Here is a 20906-nt window from a genome sequence, read left to right on the forward strand (position 1 = left end):
CTCTTGTGCCGCGCTGTCAGGGGCGGGCTGGATAGCAGGGAATGTTCGGTCCGACCGGAGGCGGGACGCGGAGTCGATCAGTTCCTCGTCCAGCCGTCGCCGGCAGATCTGTGCGACACGTCGCGATCTGCGGGGGCTGGCATGCAAGCTATTGCTTTGAAGTATTTGATATCTTTTAGCGCTGCGATCCGGCAGGACCGGCGCGCATGTTGTTTGCACTTCATCGGTTCTATCTCCTCCTACGGACTCTATTTTTAACTTTTCTACAACGGTCAGACCAAAAGACCGATTGGTGCGACATAACGCCCAAAGCATGCCGCAAGTCAAGATGTCGCATGGTCGAAGATCATAAAAAAACAGACGAGCGGTCAGACCAAAATGGGGGCGGGCTTGACTGATCGAAAAGCAGGCGCATGGAGGTCTGCATTGCACGCTTTGTCCGCTCTGCTTATGGCGGCACAGTCCTGATATTTATAGAAAAGCTGTCGACATGTAACAAATAACAATATTGATAAGTAAGTCGTCATTGTTATGTCACCGTTTTTGAAGATCAGTAAAAAATATAAGCTTCGGCGTCATGTTATGTCATTCCGGTGTCATTATAAGTGGATGACATGACGCGTTGTTGTTGTCCTAATCCCCGCTGCGGGCCTCGGAGAAAATCGCATGAAACGTTCCATCCTGCTGGCTATTGCCGCCGGCCTGCTGTCCGCGACGGCATTGTCTGCCGCCGAGCCGCTGAATTTCAACCGGGTTTCGGTCTTCCCGGTCATCCGTAACCTGCCTGCGGGCGCTGACCCCAAGGAAGAGACGGTATCCGAGATCATCGCGACGAATGCCGAGGGCACGTTGCTGGTCTATACCGACTCGCCCGGGGGCCGTATCGGTCTCGTCGACATCACCGACGCCGCTGCGCCCAAGCCCGCCGGCACGGTTGCCCTTGATGGCGAGCCGACGTCGGTCGTCGTCGCCGGTAACAAGGCTTTCGTCGCGGTCAACACGTCGAAGAGCTACAAGGAGCCTTCCGGCTTCCTCGCGGTTGTCGACCTTGCCGGCAAAACCGTCGAAAAGAAGATCGATCTCGGCGGTCAGCCCGATTCGGTGGCGCTCGGCCGTGATGGCAAATCCCTCGCCATTGCTATCGAAAACGAGCGTGACGAGGATCTGGACGATGGCAAGCTGCCGCAGGCGCCGGCTGGCTTTCTCGTGCTCGCCAGCGTGGGCGAGGGCGGCGGCGTCGATGAGGCCAGCGTGCGCCGCGTCGAGCTGACGGGCATTGCTGCCTACGCGCCTGAAGACCCGGAGCCTGAATTCGTCGATTTTAACGACAAGGGCGAGGTTGTGGTGACCTTGCAGGAAAACAACCACCTCGTCATCGTCGACTTCGAAACCGGCAAGGTGGTCAGCCACTTCCCCGCCGGCGACGTGACGCTTGAGAACGTTGACACGAAGCGTGACGGCGTCATCAACCCCGTCGACCGTGTCGAGAATGTCCCGCGCGAGCCCGATGCCGTGCGCTGGATCGACAATGATCGTTTTGTGACCGCCAACGAGGGCGATTATAAGGGCGGCGCGCGCGGTTTCACCATTTTCAACCGTGATGGTTCCGTGGCGTTCGAGAGCAACTCGGCGTTCGAACACGAGTTGGTGCGCATCGGTCATTATCCGGAGAAGCGTAACTCCAAGGGTGTCGAGCCGGAAGGCATCGCCTTCGCAAAGTTCGGCGATGACAATCTGATCTTCGTTGGTTCCGAGCGTGGGTCGGTCATCGGCGTGTACCGCGACGAAGGCCCCGGCAAGGAGCCCACTTTCCTTCAGGTTCTGCCGGGCGGCGGCATCGGCCCCGAGGGCCTGCTGGCCATTCCGCAGCGCGACCTCTTCGTCGTGGCGAATGAAACCGACCGCCGCGAGAAGGGCGGCCAGGGCACGACCGTCGCCATCTTCAAGCGCGACGAAACGCCGGCTGCTTATCCCACGCTCGCATCCGGCAACAATGATGCCGGCATTCCGATCGGCTGGGGCGCGCTCTCCGGCGCGGTTGCCGATCCTGAGGTTCCCGGCCGTTTGTATGTCGTCAGCGACAGCTTCTACTCGCAGGGCGCGATCTATGTCGTCGACGCGACGCAATCTCCCGCACGCATCATCGAGCAAATCGTCGTGACCGAGAATGGCAAGCCTGCTGCCGACCTCGATCTCGAAGGCATTGCCGTGCGTCCCGATGGCGGCTTCTGGCTGGCGTCGGAAGGCAATCCCGAACGCGAGAAGAACCCCACGCATTCAAAGCTCGTGCGCGTGGATGCCAAGGGCGAGGTGCAGGAAATCGTCGAGCTTCCCGATGAGTTGAAGCATCACGCCACGCGTTATGGCTTCGAAGGCGTTGCCGTCGGCGGCCAGGGCGACGAGGAAACGCTCTGGATTGCCGTTCAGCGCGAGTGGAAGGATGACCCGAAGGGGCATGCCAAGATTCTGGCCTATACACCTGCGGACAAGAGCTGGGGTGCGCTGCACTATCCGCTCGATACGCCCGCGAACGGCTGGGTTGGCCTGTCCGAGATCACGTATATCGGCGACGATACGTTCATCGTCATCGAGCGCGATAACCAGATCGGCGACGATGCTCAGATCAAGAAGCTGTATCGCTTCTCGGTCAAGGATCTGAAGCCGGCCGCTGTCGGCGAAAAGGAAATCGCCGTTATCGACAAGACGCTGGTACGTGATCTGCTGCCCGATCTGGCTGCTACCAACGGCGTCATCCTTGAGAAGATTGAAAGCTTTGCTATCGACAAGGCCGGCAACAGCTACATCATCACCGACAACGATGGTGTGGACGGCTCCTCGGGTGAGACGCTGTTTCTGAACCTCGGCAATATTTCGCTGCGGTAATCCTGCGGGCCATTCCGTTATATTTGAAAAGCCGGCGGAGCGATCCGCCGGCTTTGTCTTTTCATTCAGGGCTTATCCTCGGGGTGCGTCGCATGGATCAGAAGACCTGACGGAACACCAGGAACAGCGTGAAGGACAGTGCGATCGAGGCAGGCAGGGTCAGCACCCATGCCAGCAGCAGGCTGCGGACCGTGGACCACTGCACGCCCGATCCGTTCGCGGCCATGGTGCCGGCAACGCCGGACGACAGAACGTGCGTGGTGGAAACCGGCAGGCCGAGGTGGTCGGCGGCGCCGATGGTCGCCATCGCCACGAATTCGGCGGATGCGCCCTGACCGTAAGTCAGGTGGCTCTTGCCGATTTTCTCGCCCACCGTCACCACGATGCGCTTCCAACCGACCATCGTACCAAGGCCCAACGCCAGCGCGACGGCGATCTTCACCCAGAGCGGGATGAACTTCGTCGCCTCATCCACCGTCTTGTGGTAGGTGGTCACGATGGCCAGATCAGCGTCGGTCATGGCCAGAAGATGCCGCTTGTCGATCAGCTTCAGCGCTTCACCGATGAGGTAGATGTTGTTGCGCATGTTGCTGACGAGGTCTGTCGGCATGTTGTCGACCGCCGGATAAGGCTCCAGCGCTGCCGTGGTCTGGCGGATGAAGTCGAGCATGCCGACCGTTGTCTGGTCGTTCCATGTTCTCGTGCGCACGGCCTCGCTGACGACTGCCTGCGGGTCCTCGACGGTGATGCCCGGCTTGACATAACCTGCCAGCACCTGCTCCACGGCGACCGATGCGGTCTTGTAGGCTTCGAGGTGGTTCGGGATAGGCGCGCGGTTGAGCGCGTAGGCGGTGGGGACGACACCGATGAGGATGAGCATGATCAGGCCCATGCCCTTCTGGCCGTCGTTGGAGCCGTGCGCGAAGGAAACGCCGGTGCAGGTTGCGATCAGGAGGCCACGGATCCATGTCGGCGGAGGCTGGTTGCCCTTCGGCGCCTCATAAAGCTCCTTGTTGCGGATGATGACCTTCATCGCCAGCAGCAGGAGACCGGCAACGACGAAGCCGATGACCGGCGAGATCAGCAGCGCCATACCAACGTTGCTTGCCTGCGACCAGTCCACGCCGCTGGTGGCCGATCCGGCCGGAGCGATGAACTGGTTGGCGAGGCCGACGCCGATGATGGAGCCGATCATGGTGTGCGAGCTGGAAGCCGGCAGGCCGAGGAACCACGTGCCGAGGTTCCAGAGGATCGCCGCGACCAGAAGTGCGAAAACCATCGCAAAACCGGCGGACGAGCCGACCTGCAGGATGAGCTCGACCGGCAGCAGGGTGAGGATGCCGAACGCGACAGCACCCGAGGACGTGAGCACGCCGATAAAATTGAAGAGCCCGGACCACATCACGGCGACTTCCGCGGGCAAGGAGTTCGTATAGATGACGGTCGCGACGGCATTCGCCGTGTCATGGAAGCCGTTCACGAACTCGAAGCCCAGTGCAATCAGCAGGGCGATGCCCAGCAGCACCCAGGGAACGGATTTTTCGACGACGAGATCCTGAGAGAGAGCGTAACCAATATAAATAATACCGGCAAAAATAATAGCTCCGAAGACAAGAAAGAACCACTTTGTATTGGAGCTTTTAATCGGGTGCTCGGGCTTTAGAACCCCCGCTTCGTTTGATACGACATCGACCATTTGGAACTCCATACCCTATGTGCTGAAAGTATAAATCCATTAAAATTAAGTTAATTCCACGCATGAGCATGAATAATTAAACACTATGATAATATCATGAATTCAGTGTGACGTATTATTCTATGTTTTGTTAAAAAATAATCATTAAAAAGCGATCAGATAATAAAGATAATTGGCAATTTAAAAAGAAATTTAAATTTAAATATCAATAGTATTGTTTCTTAATAAGAATATTTTTATGTGAATTATTGATGTTCTATTGCGCGATTTTTCTGACTTCGCCATGGCGAGCAGGCGAGCAGGCGAGCAGGCGAGGGGGCATTCGAAAGGCTGGAGCGGTTTTCACTCAGGTCGGGGCGACCGTCATTCCGGTCTTCAACCTTTGATATCAATATCGGTATAATTTGGAATCCGGGCGGGCTATATGGGGCCGTCGGGTTGTCGGTAGCGGATATATCAATGCAGGATCTGGTTAATTTCGTTTGGGATCATCCCGCTCTTCTGACGGGTGTCGGCGTATTCCTGGTCATTCTCGCGGCGGTGATTGTCGGCCTGATTGCGCGGTTCGTGCTCGTGCGTCTGGTCAACCGTCTGATATCAGATCTCAGCTTCGTCAAAGGCACGGATTTTGTGAAGGCCGGCATCATTACCCGGCTGGCTAATGCCGCGCCCGCCATGGTGATTTCAAGCTGGATCAGCGAGGTGCCGGGCCTGCCCTTGCCGGTGGTCACCGTGGTACGCAATGTCGCGGATTCCTTCATCGTCTTCGTGGTTGCGATAGCCATTGGTTCGGTGTTGCAACTTCTGGGGAGCTTATGGCAGAAGCGCCATTCCGATTCCGGTCGCTCGATCAAGGGCTTCGTTCAGGTCGCCTGTATTCTGGTCTATATCGTCGCGGCGGTGCTTATCGTTGCCATCATCGTCAACAGGTCGCCGCTCATCCTGCTCTCCAGCCTCGGCGCGTTGACGGCGGTGTTGCTGCTGGTGTTTCAGGATACGCTTCTGTCGCTGGTCGCCGCCATAGAACTGTCCACGACGGATATCGTCCGGGTTGGGGACTGGATCGAGATGCCGTCCATGAACGCCGACGGCGACGTGATCGACATGTCGCTTTATTCGGTGACGGTGCGGAACTGGGACAACACCTATTCCACCTTTCCGGTTCGCAATATGGTGTCCCAGCCTTTCAAGAACTGGCGCGGGATGACGCAGTCGGGCGCGCGCCGGATCAGGCGCTCGATTCCCGTCGATCAAAGCACCGTGCATTTCATCGATGAAGAGTGCATCGATAAACTATCGCAGTTAAGGCACCTGACGGATTTCATCACGCAGGAAAAGCAGAAGTGCGAGGACTGGAACGCACGTCTTGGAGCCTCGGCGCAGGTGCCGGGCAACCGTCGGCGTATGACGAATATCGGACTTTTCCGCGCCTATGCCGTGAACTATCTCAAGTCTCGTCCGGACATCCGCAAGGATCTGACGCTGATGGTGCGCCACGAGCCGCCGGGGCCGAACGGCCTGCCGATTGAAGTTTATTGCTTCACCAACACAACCGAGTGGATCACCTACGAAATGATACAGGCCGATATCATCGACCATCTGCTGGCGATGATGGATGACTTCGATCTCAAGGTTTTCCAAGCCTCCTGATTTTCTAAAGCTCCTGACTTTCCAGGCCTCTTGGTCGGACCTGGCAAGGCTTTGCATGCCATGAACTGAAAGTTTTATGCGCAACCATATGCGACGAGAGTCTATGTTGCGCTCCATCCAGGTTTGAAACATTCTCGTATGAAAGCGGGTCCGGTCAATCGACGATGGCCGGCAAAGCTCAAAAAAAGCGGAACGGGCACGCACCCAAATCCGCACGGGTCCAGACGGACCTGAACGATAGACGAGGAGGAAACCCGAGATGGACACGTCCGTCGCCGCACGCATTGCGGCCAATCCGGATTATCAGAGGCTTAAATCGACGCGATCCAGCTTCGGCTGGACGCTGACGATCGCGACGCTTGTCGTTTACTACGGCTTCATTCTGCTTGTCGCCTTCGGCAAGAACCTGCTGGCGATCCCGCTGGGGTCGGGCGTGATGACGCTCGGCATTCCCGTGGGTATCGGCGTGATCATCTTCACCATCGTGGTGACGGCAATTTACGTCCGCCGCGCCAACAGCGAGTTCGATGCACTGGCCGAGAAGGTCCGGCAGGAGGTGCTGAAATGAGCCGTATCGTCAGCAGAATCTTGACCACTGCCGCCGTCGCCGGTCTGGCGCTTGCGCCGACGCTCGCCCTCGCCGCGCCGGATCTCGGCCCTGCCGAACGGCAGGCCACCAACTGGACGGCGATCATCATGTTCGGCGTCTTCGTTGTGGGCACGCTGTACATCACCAAATGGGCGGCGGGGCGCACCAAGTCCGCGTCGGACTTCTACACCGCGGGCGGCGGCATCACGGGCTTCCAGAACGGCCTCGCCATTGCCGGCGACTATATGTCGGCCGCATCCTTCCTCGGCATCTCGGCTGCCGTGATGATTTCCGGTTATGACGGCCTCATCTACTCCATCGGCTTTCTCGTCGGCTGGCCCATCATCACCTTCCTGATGGCGGAGCGGCTGCGCAACCTCGGCAAGTTCACCTTCGCCGATGTCGCGGCATTCCGTTTCGCCCAGACACCCGTGCGCATCTTCGCCGCATCCGGCACGCTGGTTGTGGTGGCGTTCTACCTCATCGCGCAGATGGTCGGTGCGGGTCAGCTCATCAAGTTGCTCTTCGGTCTCGATTACTGGATCGCAGTGGTCATCGTCGGCGCGCTGATGATGGTCTACGTGCTGTTCGGCGGCATGACCGCGACGACCTGGGTGCAGATCATCAAGGCTTGCCTGCTGCTGGGCGGCGCCAGCTTCATGGCCCTTTCCGTGCTGTGGCATTACGGGTTCAGTCCGGAGCGGCTGTTCGCGGCGGCGGTGCAGATCAAGACGGATATTGCGGCGCAGGGCGGGGCTTCGCCAGAGGCGGCGCGAGCCTCAGGCTTATCGATCATGGCGCCGGGAACGTTCATCGCCGATCCTATCTCGGCCATTTCGTTCGGCATGGCGCTGATGTTCGGAACGGCGGGCCTGCCGCACATCCTGATGCGCTTCTTCACCGTGCCCAGCGCCAAGGAAGCACGCAAGTCCGTGATGTGGGCCACCGGGTGGATCGGCTACTTCTACCTGCTCACCTTCATCATCGGCTTCGGCGCCATCACCTTCGTGCTGACCAATCCGTCCTTCCTCGAACCCGGCGGCGGCCTCATCGGCGGCAACAACATGGCGGCGGTGCATCTGGCGCAGGCTGTTGGCGGCAACATCTTCCTCGGCTTCATCTCGGCCGTGGCCTTCGCCACCATCCTCGCTGTGGTGGCCGGGCTGACGCTCTCCGGTGCGTCGGCTGTGTCGCACGACATCTATTCGACGGTGATCAAGGGTGGCAAGGCCGACAGCGCCTCGGAACTGAAGGTGTCGCGCATCACCACGCTGACGCTGGGCGTGCTGGCGGTGCTGCTGGGCATCGTCTTCGAGAAGCAGAACATCGCCTTCATGGTGTCGCTGGCCTTCGCGGTGGCTGCATCCGCCAACTTCCCGGTGTTGTTCCTGTCCATCCTCTGGAAGGGCACCACGACGCTCGGCGCAGTGGTTGGCGGCTTCCTCGGGCTGATCTCGTCCGTGTTGCTGACGGTGCTGTCACCGGCGGTGTGGGAGGCCACGCTCGGCAATCCCACGGGTTCCGCGCCGTTCCCCTACAGCTCGCCGGCTCTATTCTCGATGACGATCGGCTTCGTGGGCATCTGGCTGGTCTCCATTCTGGACCGCAGCAGGCGCGCGCAGATCGATCGGGACGGCTTCCTGCCGCAGCAGGTTCGCTCCGAGACGGGTATCGGCGCATCTCAGGCGTCCTCGCACTGAGCCGTATCCTCCCGGCAGTTCTTGCCGGGAGGACGCACCCTGCCTGACGGGGCCGGTCCCTCCCACGTGGATGGGCCGGCTTCGTGCGTGGAAGACAGGAGACCGCCGTGAAGGCTTCCGATATCGCGGCCCTGCGTGCCTCTGCCCGCGAGGTGGACAAGCTGATCGTCCGCCTGCACGGGGACGGCATGCGCGCAGACGCCATCGCCCGCACGGTGGGCGCGCTCAACCGCCAGATCTTCGACGAGCTATGGAAGCTGCTGGCCCCGCCCGAGATTTATCGCAATTCCGTTCTGGTGGTGATGGGCAGCGAGGGGCGCGGCGAGCAGATCATCAAGACCGATCAGGACAACGCCCTGCTGCTGCGCGACGGCTTTTCCCACCCGGAGCTGGAGCGGATCACGGCGGCGTTTACGGATGAACTGGCCCATATGGGCTATCCACCCTGTCCCGGGGGCATCATGCTGAGCCGGCCATTGTGGCGGCAGTCCGTCAGCGCGTTCAGTGACATGCTGGCGCGCTGGATTCACGGCGGCGAACCTGATGGACCGATGAACCTCGCCATCTTCCTCGATGCTGCCGCAGTCGCGGGGGATGTCTCGCTGCTCGGCGTGGCGCGCGGGCGCGTAGATGCCCTGTTGATGGACGATGATGGGTTTTATGCCCGCTTTGCGTCCGCCATCGAGCAGTTCGACAGCGGGAGCTGGTGGTCGCGGCTTCCCGGGTTGTCGGGGCGCGCGGCGGTTCAGGTGGATGTCAAGAAACGCGGGCTGTTCCCGCTTGTGCACGGCGTGCGGACGCTGGCGCTGCAATACCGCGTGTTGAGCACGGCCACCGTGACGCGATTGTCCGAGCTGGAGCAGGCCGGACGGATCGACGTGGCCGTCGCCCGCGATCTGACGGATGCGTTGCACGTGCTGATGGAGCTGAAGCTTTCCAGCAACCTGCGGCAAATAAAGGAAGGGCGAAAGCCGGATTCCATGGTGCGGCTGGAGGAGCTGGGGCGTTTCGACCAGACCGCATTGAAGGAATCGATTGCTATCGTCCGCAGCTTCCGCCAATGGCTTCGGCTGCATTACCGGCTCGATATGCTCTGAAGGAGAGGCATGGAAGGAGAGGTCTGGAAGAAGAGGTATGAGACGAACCCACTCTGCGGCGCGATATGTCAATATCCGGTCGGCGCGCGCCACCCTCCGGGCACGCAAGCGGGACGGCATGGCGGCGCTGCGGGCCGAGAACGACAGGCTGCGTGATCGCGAGCGTCTGCGCGACGACATCGTTGCCACCGTCAGCCATGAACTGCGCACGCCGCTGACATCCATCCGTGCGCTGGGTGAGTTGATGCTCGGCAGTCCGGATATGGATGCAGACCAGCGCGATATGTTTTTACGCATCGTGGTTGCGGAAACGGAGCGCCTGACCCGCCTGGCAGAACAGGTGCTCGATTTGACCGCGCTCGACGCGGGTGACGGCGGATGGGACGATGCCGATATCGATATCGGCGCGCTCATCGTTGACGTGATGGCAGGCATGACCGGCGTTTTTGCCGAGCGCGGCATCGCGGTTGCGACGCACCAGCCGCCATGCCCGGCCATCGTCCGCGTTGATGCCGACCGGCTCAGGCAGGTGCTCGTCAACCTGTTGTCGAATGCGGTGAAGTTTGTGCCCGAGAGCGAGGGGCGGATCGATATTGCGCTGACTTTGGCCCGGCAGGACGTCACCGTGCGCGTTTCCGATAATGGCCCCGGCGTGCCGCTGGAGGATCGCCCGCATGTTTTCGCGCGTTTCCGGCAGGGCGGAAATGCGGCCACGAGGCCTCCCGGCAAAGGGCTCGGGCTGTTCATCAGCCGCCGCATCATCGAACGGGCCGGTGGCCGGATGTGGCTTGAAGCGCCGCCCGATCAGGGGGCGTGCTTCGGCTTCAGCCTGCCGTTGGCCGCAGGGGCGGGCGGAGCGGGGAGGATCGACCAATGACCGCGACGGTGCTGATTGCTGACGACGAACCGAATATCGTTCTTGCGCTGGAATTCATGCTGAAGCGGGAAGGGCACCGCGTGCTCGTGGCGCGCGACGGCGCGGAAACCATGCAGCGGATCCGGCAGGAGAATCCGGCTGTCGTGTTGCTCGACGCAACCATGCCGGGACTGTCAGGTTTCGACATCTGCGAGGCGGTGCGGGCAGATCCCGCCCTTGCCGGCACGCGTATTCTGATGCTCACCGCCAAAGGCCGCGAGACGGATAAAGCGCGCGGCCTTGGCGCTGGCGCCGACCTTTATATCACCAAGCCCTTCGCCACCAGCGAACTGCTGGGCAAAATCCGGGAGATGCTGGCTTGAGGCGCTTGCGTCGCCTGCATTTGCTGTTACTCGCGCCTGCCGTGCTGCTGGCGGCGTGGGAGGCGGTTGCGCTGTTTCTCGTGATCGCCGGTGCGGAACCCGGCGCACGCCCCGTGCTGATGCAGGCACTGGCGGGGCAGGCCCCGGCGCTGGCGTTGTGGTGGCTGGCGGCGGCGGGGGCCGCGGCCTTCGGCCTGTATCGTTTGCATCAGGCGTTGATTATTGGCCCGGCCCGATTGGCCGACGCCGCCCGTGTTCTGGCGGAAGACCCGAACGCCCCGCCCATACCCATGCCGGACGCCGCTGCCCTGCGCGGTGTGGCCCGGGCGATCAATGCTCTGGCGCAGAAAAACGCAGCGCTTCGGCTTGAGACGGATCGGCTTGTCGAAGCTGCCACCGCTGCCGCCGCCTATCAGCGAGATCAACTTGCCGCCTTGATGGCCGAGATGGAGCAGGGCGTTATCGTCTGCAATCCGGACGGGAACATCCTGTTCTATAATGAGCGTGCCAGCGCACTCTTGTCGCCGCAGTTTCCTGCCGCTCACGCGGTCGGGCTTGGGCGATCCATCGAGACGCTGCTCGATCCCGCGCTTGTCGCCCACGCGCGCGAGGTGCTGGATACTGGAACGGCTGCGGAGGCGACTCCGCGCTTCGTCACGGCTCTGGCTGACGGACGGCTATTGCGTGTCGGCATTGTTGGTGTGCGGCCCGTGAATGCGGCCGGCCCGCTGACAGGCTTCATCCTGCTGCTCGACGATATCACCGAGGATCATCGCGCCCGCACTGACCGCGATGCGCGTGCGGCGGCGCTGGCGGAAACGATGCGTGCCTCGTTGGCAAGCGTGCGAACGGCGCTCGACCTGCTGGATTATCCCGATCTGGGTCAGGAGGATCGCGCGCGTTTCGAGGCCATCGTGCGCGATACGGTGGCCGAGATGGGTGACAGACTGGCTGCGGAAACTCCCGATAACGGCGATAACCCGTGGCCTCTGCACGACATGCGGGCGGAGGATCTGATCGCCGTTGCGGCGCGCCGGATAAACGCGGCAGTGGGTGCGGATGTCGCATGCGCGTTAGATGCCGGAATGTGGCTGCGCGTGGACAGCTTCGCCATGGCCAGCGCGCTGGCTTTTCTGGCCGCGCGCTATGGTATGAAGGCTCCCGCGCTATGTGCGCGCCGTGCCGGTGACTGGGCACATCTCGATCTGTCATGGCAGGCGGCGTCAACCCATCCCGCGGTCGGTTGGCAGGTGGAGCCTGTGCGGACGGGCGATGGCGTGCTGCCGTTTAACGTACGCGATGTGGCGGAGCGTCATGGCGGCGAGGTGTGGTCCGTTCCGGCGCAAGAGCAAGAGCGCCCATTCATCCGGTTTCTGCTGCCGCTGGCGGAGGGGCGACCGCAAACCCTTGCCGGCCCGTCCGCGAGCCGTCCGGTGTATTATGATTTCGATCTGTTCAAGGCCGGGGCGGAACATCGCGCGCTCGATGACCGCCCGCTCACGGACATCAGCTACACCGTCTTCGACACGGAAACGACCGGGCTGAACCCGGCGGACGGTGATGAGATCATTCAGATCGGCGCGACGCGCATCGTCAACGGCCGATTGCTGAAGGCCGAAACCTTCGATCAGCTTGTCGATCCAGGGCGGTCCATTCCGGAGTTGTCAATCCCGATACATGGCATCACGCCGGAAATGGTGCGCGGCAAGCCCCGCATCGGCGAGGTGCTGCCCGCCTTCCGTGCTTTTGCCGCCGGCACGGTGCTGGTGGGGCACAATGTGGCCTTCGACATGCGCTTTCTGCAAATGAAGGAGGCGCAGACCGGCATTCGCTTCGATCAGCCGGTGCTGGATACGTTGCTGCTGGCGTCAGTTCTTTATCCGCACGAAGCGAGCCACGGGTTGGAGGCGATGGCTGCCCGTCTCGGCATTGCGACATCCGCAAGGCATAGCGCGTTGGGCGATGCGATGGCCACGGCGGCGATTTTCCTCAAACTCATCCCGCTGCTGGTAAGCAAAGGCATTGTCACGCTTGCCGAGGCGCGAAAGGCATCGGAGGCCAGTCCCTATGCGCGCCTGCGATATTGAGCGACGCTGTCCGTCAGATGGGCAGGGAGAGTTGCAGAGGCGCTTGCGCCCTGTCGTTTTCCGCATGCAGCGATGACAGGGTAACGCCGAGCAGGCGAATGCCTTTGTGCGTTGGAAACAGCGGAAGCAGCAAAGCGTCGACGGCTGCTTCGATGGTCTGGCGCTCGTCGTAGTTGTCCGTCTGCGTATGGCTGCGCGTGATCTGCTGGAAATCGGTGTACTTCACCTTCAGCGTCACCGTTCGGCCGCGAATGCCGTTGGCCTCGCAGTAGCGCCAGACTTTGTCGATCAGCGGCCGCAGGGCTTCGCGCGCGTCTGGCGGGTTGAAGATGTCGGCGTCGAACGTATCTTCGCTGCCGACTGACTTGCGAATTCTGTTCGGCTGCACCGGACGGTGATCCACGCCGCGCGAAATCCAGTAATAGAAGCTGCCCGCCTTGCCGAAATGCTCGCGCAGGAAGGGCAGGGCGCAGTTGCGCAGGTCCAGCCCGGTTTCGATGCCGAGCCGGTTCATCTTGGCCGCGGTTGCGGGGCCGATGCCGTGGAATTTACCCACCGGCAGTGTCTCGACGAAAACAGGCCCCATGCGCGGGGTGATGACGAACAGGCCGTCCGGCTTGTTCTGGTCCGACGCCAGCTTTGCCAGAAATTTGTTGTAGGAAACGCCCGCAGACGCCGTAAGCCCGGTTTCGGCGCGGATCGTCTCGCGGATGCGGCGCGCGATCTCCGTGGCGCTGGCGATGTCTTGCAGGTTTTCCGTCACGTCGAGATAGGCCTCGTCGAGCGACAGCGGCTCGATCAGTGGCGTATGCGTGGCGAAAATGGCCCGGATCTGGTGGGAAACCGCGCGATAAGCCTCAAAGCGCGGAGGAATGAAAATGAGATCGGGGCACTTGCGACGGGCCGTGACCGAAGGCATGGCTGAGCGCACACCGAATTTGCGCGCTTCATAGCTGGCCGCAGCCACGACACCGCGCTCCCGGGAACCCCCGACCGCGACAGGCTTGCCGCGCAACTCAGGATTATCACGTTGCTCCACGGAGGCGAAAAACGCATCCATATCGATATGGACGATGCGACGCAGAATGGCCGGTTCGTCGCCGGTATCGCTGCCAGTCATTCGCTTGTCGAATCCATACGTTCGCCAGCCCGATGTTTGCTGCCTTAACCATTTATGGGAGATCGAACCATGAACATCAAGATCTCTGGTGTCCACCTTTTGCAAACTTTCGCCGATGCGATGTTTTGTACTGTGGAGAATTGCATACTGGCGATTGACGCTTCTGCTGATATGTCCCGTCTATGGATAGAAGAATCCGTGCTCCATAGGGGGCGAATCTATCAGTATGGCCGGTCGATATGCTGTCATGGAAAGTTTCGCTCCGAACGATGAATGGAATTCGTGAGGATATTTATTGTGCAACGGTTTTCAGCCGATGCACGGCAAGCAACCTTTGCGAAGGACAATCCGGTTTCCCGGCTCAAGGGGGGCAGGTGCAAGAGCAGGCTGACGCGCAATGCTGATCGATCCCCTGACATTGCGAGCAGTGAGCATTCCCGCGCATTTTCTGCTGGGAGTGCTGCTGCTGTATTCATGGCGAAGAAGCCATCGCAATTACGGGTTTCTGTTTCTCGGCATCTTCTTTTCCGCTTCGGCGCTGTTCGAAATTATCGTGACGTATGCCGACAACATCGGTGTTTTCTATGTGCGGGATATCGGCCTCGTGCTGCTGCTGGCCGCCTATGGCATTGCATGGCAGGCGGCACGGAGATTCGAGGGCCGCTCCATCGGCATCGTGTCCGCGATATCGGGCGCTGTCGTATGGCTGGTGTTTTCGTTTTTCGCCAGCGGTGACTTGCTGATAATCGGCCGTAACATCGCGATTACAGTCCTCCCCTTCGTCTACTGCAATCTTGCGGCGTATGAACTGTATCGAGGGCGTCATGAGTATCTGCACTCGCGGATGGCGCTGTGCGGACTTCTGGCGGCCAAGTCATTGATTTCCGTCACCTGGCTGATCGTGTTTTCGGTCGGAGCCTTCCAGGACGGCAATCTGACGCCGGCCTTGTTATCCGAGGAATGGTCCACCCCGCTGCAAATGCTGTCCCTGCTGGCAAACACGGCCATTGCTTTCCTGACTCTTTCGCTGCTGCGCGAGCGTCTCGAAGCCGAGCATGCGGCGCAGACGCAGGTTGATCCGCTCACAGGGCTTGGCAATCGGCGGGCGCTGAGCACTTTCGCACAGCGCAACCTGCGTCGCAGGGCGATGGATGACACTCCGCTGTGTGTCGCCCTCATCGATCTCGATCATTTCAAGCAGATCAACGACACCTATGGCCATCTCGTCGGCGACGATGTTTTGCAGGAATTTGCAAAGCGCGGATCGTCGAAGCTGCGCGCCAGCGATGCATTGTTCCGCATTGGCGGAGAGGAGTTCCTCTGCGTCGTGCAAGCGGCGGAGGAGCACGATGCCTCGCGTGTCGTCGAGCGCATCAGAGGTACCATGAAAGATTATGGTCTCGGCAAAGGGGATGTCACCCACGCCGTGACCATGAGCGTCGGGATCGCCTGTTCGCGGCGTGTCGGTTACGCGCTGGAAGATCTCATGCGGGCTTCCGACAGCGCGATGTATAGCGCCAAGAATGCTGGACGCGATCAGGTGCACATTTATATCAGCGAAGGGCAGACGAGCAGGATAACGCCGTAATGCAAGGCGCCGCAGAAACCCGAACGCGCCCGTTGTGAGTTTATCAGAACGGGCGCCTCGCCAATTGCTGCCGGATGCTTGTCCGAAAGAAAAGGTTCAGAGATCAGGACTTGTCTTTTTTCTCTTTGTCTTTTTCTTTCTTGTCCTTCTTTTCCTTTTTGTCGATATCCTTTTCCGCCTGCGGATCGGCTTGCAGCGCCTGATGATATTGCTGGCGGATCTGGTTCAGATCGACGGTCGGCGCAGGAAGCTGGAGCTTCAGGTCAAGCAGCGTTTCCTCGACGATCTTGGAAACCGCGAGGTTGCGGAACCACTTGTGGTTGGAGGGAATGACATACCACGGCGCATGCTTGGTGGAGCAGTTCTCCAATGCAGCCTCGAACGCCTCGATGTACTTGTCCCACAGCGCGCGTTCCTTATAGTCCGCATCGCTGATCTTCCACTGGCGATCTGGATCGTTGAGGCGCTCCTCGAAACGGGCAAGCTGCTCCTCGCGCGAGATGTACAGCATGAATTTCAGGACGGTCACGCCGTTGTCCGTCAACAGCTTCTCGAAGTCGTTGATCAGATCGTACCGCTTCGACCACACGGATTCCGGCACGATATCGTGGACACGCACGACCAATACGTCTTCGTAATGCGAGCGGTTGAACACTCCAACCTGCCCGAGGCCCGGAACATGCGGATGAACGCGCCACAGGAAGTCGTGCGCCAGTTCTTCCTCTGTCGGCTGCTTGAATCCGGTGACGTCCGTGCCCTGCGGGTTCATGCCGGACAGCACGTGCCAGCAGGTGCCGTCCTTGCCGGCTGCGTCGATGCCCTGCAACACGATCAGAAGCGCATGCTTCTTTTCGCCATAGAGCTTGCGTTGCAGGCTCGTCAGTTGCTCGACATTTGCGGCGATGTCCGCTGCCGCATGCTCGGCGGACTTGTAATCTCCGCTGTAGGCGGGATCTATATCCTTGAGGCTGACCTTGCTGCCGGGTTTGACAATCAGCTTTTCACGCAGACCCATGTTCGTCCTCCTTCCACCGACGCCTGACGGCACCATGATAACGACATGGCATATGCATGCGTCATTACATGCATTAATGCCAGCTATCGCAAAGATATACAAGGGTTGGCATGCGTCTTTAAATGTATAGAAATGCAAATATTATTATAATGACAAGTTATTGCAGTGCCGCAGAGCAGGCGGTCAGAAAATTCGCTTTCTTCCGGTCATTGTTCGCCGGCTGCGGTCCGTCTCCATTTGGTGGAGACGGTGCAAGTTCTGGCATCAGCTTCCAAGGAAGATGATCCACACCATCGCCACCAGCATGCAGGCGATGGTGACCGGCACGCCGGCACGGGCAAACTCGCCAAAGGAGATCTGCACCTTCTTGGCAGCAGCCTGTTCAACAACGATGATGCCGGCGAGGCTGCCGAATACGATCAGGTTGCTGGAAAAACCCGTTCCGAGCGCCAGCGCGGCGCCGAGCGCATACGCGTTGTGTCCCGGCTCCAGAAACGGCACCAGAAGCATCACTGCCGGATTATTGCCGACAATATTGCTCAAAGCCCCGCCGACGAAGAACAGCGCCACCGGATCACTGAGATCGAAGCCTATGCTGCGCAGCTCGCTCAACAGCATCTGCGGCAGCCCGGTGGCGGCGAGGGCGGCGTTCACCACGAACAGGCCCATGATCAGCATCAGCAGGTTGCCGTCGACATGCGCCAGCATGTCGGTGGAACTGATCTTGCGGTTGATGAGCAACAGGCCGGCTGCTGCCAGCGCTATCAGCTCACGCGGCCAGTCGGAAAAGACGAAGGCGGCGATGACGGCGACAGTGACGACGCTGGCCTTGATGACCTCGTGGACCTTCAGCTTGTGAGGCTTGTGCTCCGCTGCCGGGGCAGCAGTGTCCGCTACTTTGGGAGCAGCCCAGCGTCCGCGATACATCAGCGTGACGATGCCCCAGACGATGGGCAGCGACAACAGGGCCGGCAAGGCGGTGGCCTGCAGGAAGCCGTTGAATGACAGCCCCAGCCCCTGGGCGGCGATCATGTTCTGCGGGCTGCCGATGAGTGAGCCTGATGAGCCGGTGTTGGCCGCAAAGCAGAACGCCAGCAGGAACGGCACCGGATTGAGCCCGCGCGCCAGCGTCACCGAAACCAGAAGCGGCGTCATCGCCACGACAACGACGTCGTTGGTGAGCAGGGAGGACAACAGGCCGCCCACGACAACGAGCACGGCCAGCAACAGCGGCGGCGCGAGCGGCAGCGTGGCCACGCGGCGGGCGGTCCAGTCATAAAAGCCCGAGACCACGAAGGCCGCAGATACGACCATGAGGCCGAACAGCATGCCGATGGTGCGATAATCGATGGACTCCCACGCATCCTTGCCGGAAATCCTGCCGGCGACGATCATGGCCAGCGCGCCGATGACTGCGGCGCCGGTGCGGTCCACCTTGAAGCCCGGCAGCTTGCCAAAGCCCATGGCGACATACACCAGAAGGAAGATGACGATCGCGATGTCCATCGTATACGCATTCCCGGTCATCGGCGATGCAGGACTGCGATCATCGTCCCGAATCGCCGCATCCGGGAGTCGCAATGGCAACAACGGGATAACGAGTACAGCGATACGCTTTACTTGTCACGCCACCCGGCGGGCGCGGGTGACGATTACGGCGCGCTGCTGATAAGCTTGAACGCGATGCTCCACATCACCACGGCGATGACGGCTTCGAGGATGCGCCATGACGATGGCCGGGCAAACACCGGCCGCAGCCACTTTGCCCCGAAGCCGAGCGTGAAGAAAAACACAAACGACGCCGTCACCGCACCCGCCGCGAAAACGGTCTGCTGGCCGGGGAACTGCGTCGAGAGGCTCCCCAGCAGCACCACGGTATCGAGATACACATGCGGGTTGAGCCACGTCAGCGCCAGGCAGGTGGCGAGAACGCGTCCCAGCGGCGCAGCCGGGGCATTGCCGATCACCAGCGCATCGGAGGATCGCAGCGCGGCCAGCAGGCTTTTCGCGCCATACCAGATGAGGAAGGCCGCGCCGCCATAACGCATGACGGGTTCGACGCCGGGCATTATCTCGGCGATCTGGCGAAAGCCGACAACACCGGCGATGATGAGAACGGCGTCTGACAACGCGCAAGCGAGGCAGACGGCGAGGACATGCTCACCGCGTAACCCTTGGCGCAGCACGAAGGCATTCTGCGCGCCGATGGCCACGATCAGACTCAAGCCCATTGTCAGGCCGGTCGTGAAAACCGAAACATTCATCCCTGTCGTATCTCCGCGCGTCGGCGCGTTAGAGGAGATGCGCCTGTCAGTCAGGCAGCTTGGATATCGACATGGCATGCATTAACATAATTAAATATTCTGATCCTGATGAAGCAAGGCTAATGCATGCTGGATTACCCTGCCGCCCATGCTGTCGTGATGGTCGTGCGCACCGGCAGCTTTGAGAAGGCGGCGAACGCGCTCAATGTCACGCCTTCTGCCGTGTCTCAGCGCGTGCGGCAACTGGAGGAACGTCTTGGAGCGGTTCTCGTCGTGCGGGGCTCGCCCTGTGTGGCCACGGAAACAGGCGAGTGGCTGTGCCGGCACATGGAGCACGTCGGCATGCTGGAAAGCGCGCTGATGCAGCGGTTTCCGCTGCCGGTCAATTCCGGGTCATCGTCCGCCCGGGTCACCATCAACGTCGCGGCGAATGCCGACAGCCTCGAAACGTGGTTTCTGAATGCGCTGGCGGATTTCTCAACCGTGTCGGATCACCTGCTGGACATTGCTGTCGACGATCAGGAGCATACGGCCGAATGGCTGAAGCGTGGCCGCGTGCTGGCGGCGGTGACCTCGCTCGACAGGCCCGTGCAGGGGTGCCGGTGCATTCCGCTGGGGGCGCTGCATTATTGCGCAACGGCCAGTCCGGCGTTCATGGAGCGGTATTTCAGGGAAGGCGTGACGCCCGAAACACTTGCCCACGCGCCCGCGCTTGCCTTCAACCGGAAGGATAACCTTCAGGCGCAATGGATCAGGCAGGTGCTGGGGCAGGATGTAATCTTGCATAATCACTGGCTGCCGTCCACGCACGGCTTCGTCACAGCGAGTTTGCTCGGTTTGGGGTGGGGGATGAACCCCATCCAGCTCGTGCGCGATCACCTCGCGGCGGGGCGGTTGGTGGAGATGCTGCCGGATAGCCCGCTGCTGGTGCCATTGTTCTGGCAGGTCAGCCGATTGGCCGATGACAGCATCGCGCCTTTGACGCTGGCGATTATCCGGGCAGCCAAAGCAAATCTGAGGCCAAGGCAAATCTGATACAAACATGACCCGTCGCTTGTGGCGGCGGGTCATGTTCATGTGCGGGATTCAGAGAAGTCGTTCCAGCCGTGACGTATCGGGAACGATGGCGTCGACGGCATTGCCGATGACGGCCTTGCCGGTGCTGTAAACCGTGTCCGAGGCATCGGCCACCCAGCCCAGGATCGCCCGACCAGCGCCCAGTACGGGACCGGGGCGGTCAGATGAAGCTGCCATGGACGCTTCCTGCGAAGCTTGCCCGTCGGCTACCGCCATAGTCTGGCTGCACGGCGCGCCGCAAAGCTCCATCGGCGCGCTGATGGTCTGGCGCTTGCTGGCGGGCTGCGGGAGGGGCGCTGCTGCAAGCGTCACTGGTCTTGCGACAGGCCTTGCCACGGGGCTGGGCATGGTGCGCTGCATGACGCGCGGCGTGTCGGGCTTCTGCGTCGCTGCGGCGGCCACCGTGAGAGCCGGGCGTCGTGGCGGCATGGGGGGCGTATTGCGTGCCTGCGAGACGCTCTCGCCGCCGGACGCCTGAAGCGCGGCGATTTTCGCGACAGGCGGCGTATCTGCTGCCTTTTCGGGCGCGGATGCGGGGTAGATGTCCTCGAACTCGATGATGAGGTTGCTGTGCGGGTCTCCGGCGCGCGGTCCGTCGGAGGCAGCGAATGCGAGCATTTCCCGGTCGAGGGATTCTTTGTCACTCGGCTGGGACTCGATGAAACCGACCGCGTAAATCAGGCAGAAGATGGCCCCGATCGCCCCGATATGGGTCGCAAGATCCTTGATGGCCTGCGATCTAATATCCTTCCAGCTTGTCCGCTGCATATCCATCGGCTGATCTGTCCTTGACTGTGGTGACGGAGCGCCCATCGCCTGCAATCGCGGGCTGGGTCTCCGTCGGGAAGCCCGACCATCGTGGACGATTGTTTCCTGGATATTCCCGGTTGGCGGAATTTTG

Annotated in this window: 16 protein-coding genes; 10 read left to right on the top strand and 6 right to left on the bottom strand. The window is 60.8% G+C overall.

Translation table 11 applies throughout. The features are described 5' to 3' along the window. The first annotated feature begins 666 nt into the window (after window positions 1-666). Window positions 667-2883 carry an esterase-like activity of phytase family protein gene (locus FHS81_RS08350; RefSeq protein ID WP_183751814.1) on the top strand — a complete coding sequence of 739 codons (2217 nt, stop codon included), beginning with the start codon at window positions 667-669 and terminating at the stop codon, window positions 2881-2883. A gap of 97 nt (window positions 2884-2980) precedes the next feature. On the opposite strand, the gene FHS81_RS08355 is transcribed toward FHS81_RS08350, so the two are convergent. Next, window positions 2981-4579, bottom strand: coding sequence for an inorganic phosphate transporter (locus FHS81_RS08355; protein ID WP_183751817.1), 1599 nt, complete (start codon window positions 4577-4579; stop codon window positions 2981-2983). A 459-nt stretch (window positions 4580-5038) separates the two neighbouring features. Between FHS81_RS08355 and FHS81_RS08360 the strand changes: the two genes are divergently transcribed. From FHS81_RS08360 to FHS81_RS08390, 7 genes are all read left to right on the top strand, one after another. Next, window positions 5039-6229, top strand: a complete 1191-nt coding sequence (locus FHS81_RS08360; protein WP_183751820.1) for a mechanosensitive ion channel family protein — start codon at window positions 5039-5041, stop codon at window positions 6227-6229. 259 nt (window positions 6230-6488) lie between these two features. After that, window positions 6489-6797 carry a DUF485 domain-containing protein gene (locus FHS81_RS08365; RefSeq protein WP_183751822.1) on the top strand — a complete coding sequence of 103 codons (309 nt, stop codon included), beginning with the start codon at window positions 6489-6491 and terminating at the stop codon, window positions 6795-6797. Then, window positions 6794-8518 (top strand): cation acetate symporter, encoded by a 1725-nt coding sequence (locus FHS81_RS08370; protein WP_183751824.1) that lies wholly within the window; start codon window positions 6794-6796, stop codon window positions 8516-8518. The genes FHS81_RS08365 and FHS81_RS08370 overlap by 4 nt, the downstream gene beginning before the upstream one ends. 107 nt (window positions 8519-8625) lie before the next feature. Then, complete coding sequence (locus FHS81_RS08375; protein WP_210281595.1) at window positions 8626-9615, top strand: putative nucleotidyltransferase substrate binding domain-containing protein; 990 nt, start codon at window positions 8626-8628, stop codon at window positions 9613-9615. Window positions 9616-9652: 37 nt separating this feature from the next. Then, window positions 9653-10492: a sensor histidine kinase gene (locus tag FHS81_RS08380; RefSeq protein WP_183751826.1), complete on the top strand. Its 840-nt coding sequence runs from the start codon at window positions 9653-9655 to the stop codon at window positions 10490-10492. Next, window positions 10489-10854, top strand: coding sequence for a response regulator transcription factor (locus FHS81_RS08385; protein WP_183751828.1), 366 nt, complete (start codon window positions 10489-10491; stop codon window positions 10852-10854). The genes FHS81_RS08380 and FHS81_RS08385 overlap by 4 nt, the downstream gene beginning before the upstream one ends. After that, a complete protein-coding gene (locus FHS81_RS08390; RefSeq protein ID WP_183751830.1) occupies window positions 10851-12941 on the top strand; it encodes an exonuclease domain-containing protein in 2091 nt (696 codons plus the stop codon). Before FHS81_RS08385 ends, FHS81_RS08390 begins: the two co-directional genes overlap by 4 nt. A gap of 13 nt (window positions 12942-12954) precedes the next feature. Here FHS81_RS08390 and dinB read toward each other — a convergent pair whose 3' ends face one another. After that, window positions 12955-14061, bottom strand: a complete 1107-nt coding sequence (dinB, locus tag FHS81_RS08395) for a DNA polymerase IV (protein ID WP_183751832.1) — start codon at window positions 14059-14061, stop codon at window positions 12955-12957. 397 nt (window positions 14062-14458) lie between these two features. On the opposite strand from dinB, the gene FHS81_RS08400 reads away from it, so the two are divergent. Further along, window positions 14459-15649, top strand: a complete 1191-nt coding sequence (locus FHS81_RS08400; RefSeq protein WP_183751834.1) for a GGDEF domain-containing protein — start codon at window positions 14459-14461, stop codon at window positions 15647-15649. A 103-nt stretch (window positions 15650-15752) separates the two neighbouring features. Here FHS81_RS08400 and FHS81_RS08405 read toward each other — a convergent pair whose 3' ends face one another. The 3 genes from FHS81_RS08405 to FHS81_RS08415 form a co-directional block, all read right to left on the bottom strand. After that, window positions 15753-16664 carry a polyphosphate kinase 2 family protein gene (locus tag FHS81_RS08405; protein WP_183751836.1) on the bottom strand — a complete coding sequence of 304 codons (912 nt, stop codon included), beginning with the start codon at window positions 16662-16664 and terminating at the stop codon, window positions 15753-15755. 264 nt (window positions 16665-16928) lie between these two features. Continuing rightward, window positions 16929-18170: an ArsB/NhaD family transporter gene (locus FHS81_RS08410; RefSeq protein ID WP_183752043.1), complete on the bottom strand. Its 1242-nt coding sequence runs from the start codon at window positions 18168-18170 to the stop codon at window positions 16929-16931. 146 nt (window positions 18171-18316) lie between these two features. Beyond that, a complete protein-coding gene (locus FHS81_RS08415) occupies window positions 18317-18928 on the bottom strand; it encodes a LysE/ArgO family amino acid transporter (RefSeq protein ID WP_183751838.1) in 612 nt (203 codons plus the stop codon). 126 nt (window positions 18929-19054) lie between these two features. Here FHS81_RS08415 and FHS81_RS08420 point away from each other — a divergent pair, with 126 nt between their 5' ends. Then, window positions 19055-19963 carry a LysR family transcriptional regulator ArgP gene (locus FHS81_RS08420; RefSeq protein ID WP_183751840.1) on the top strand — a complete coding sequence of 303 codons (909 nt, stop codon included), beginning with the start codon at window positions 19055-19057 and terminating at the stop codon, window positions 19961-19963. Window positions 19964-20014: 51 nt separating this feature from the next. On the opposite strand, the gene FHS81_RS08425 is transcribed toward FHS81_RS08420, so the two are convergent. Then, window positions 20015-20779: a hypothetical protein gene (locus FHS81_RS08425; protein WP_183751842.1), complete on the bottom strand. Its 765-nt coding sequence runs from the start codon at window positions 20777-20779 to the stop codon at window positions 20015-20017. Between the last annotated feature and the right edge of the window lie 127 nt (window positions 20780-20906).

Source organism: Pseudochelatococcus contaminans (assembly GCF_014195635.1).
Lineage (GTDB): Bacteria > Pseudomonadota > Alphaproteobacteria > Rhizobiales > Beijerinckiaceae > Pseudochelatococcus > Pseudochelatococcus contaminans.